The organism is Paraburkholderia sp. SIMBA_027 (genome assembly GCF_046535315.1).
Lineage (GTDB): Bacteria > Pseudomonadota > Gammaproteobacteria > Burkholderiales > Burkholderiaceae > Paraburkholderia > Paraburkholderia tropica.
The window spans coordinates 1-269 of record NZ_JAWRWY010000664.1 but is presented as its reverse complement, the minus strand read 5'-3'; the positions used below and the strand labels follow the sequence as shown (position 1 = coordinate 269).

General features: G+C 61.0%; 1 protein-coding gene. It reads right to left on the bottom strand.

The window, feature by feature from the left end:
* Positions 1-269 (bottom strand): MaoC family dehydratase (locus SB764_RS40670; protein WP_410866852.1); only part of this gene is annotated, 269 nt, incomplete at both ends.

Below are 269 nucleotides of genomic sequence, written 5' to 3'. Positions count from 1 at the left end.
CTTTGGAGCCCACTTTGACCGGGGAGGTGAAGCGGACTTTGTCCAGTCCGTAGTTGACTTTGGTGGTAACGCCGTCGACGTCGAACAGCTCACCCCAGAACGGGATGATCAGGGACAGGGTCAGGAACCCGTGCGCGATCGGGGCGCCGAAGGGGCCGTCCTTGGCGCGTTCGGGGTCAACGTGGATCCACTGCTGATCATCAGTGGCGTCGGCGAACAGGTTGATCTGTTGCTGGGTGATTTCACGGTAGTCAGTGGTGCCGAGGTCC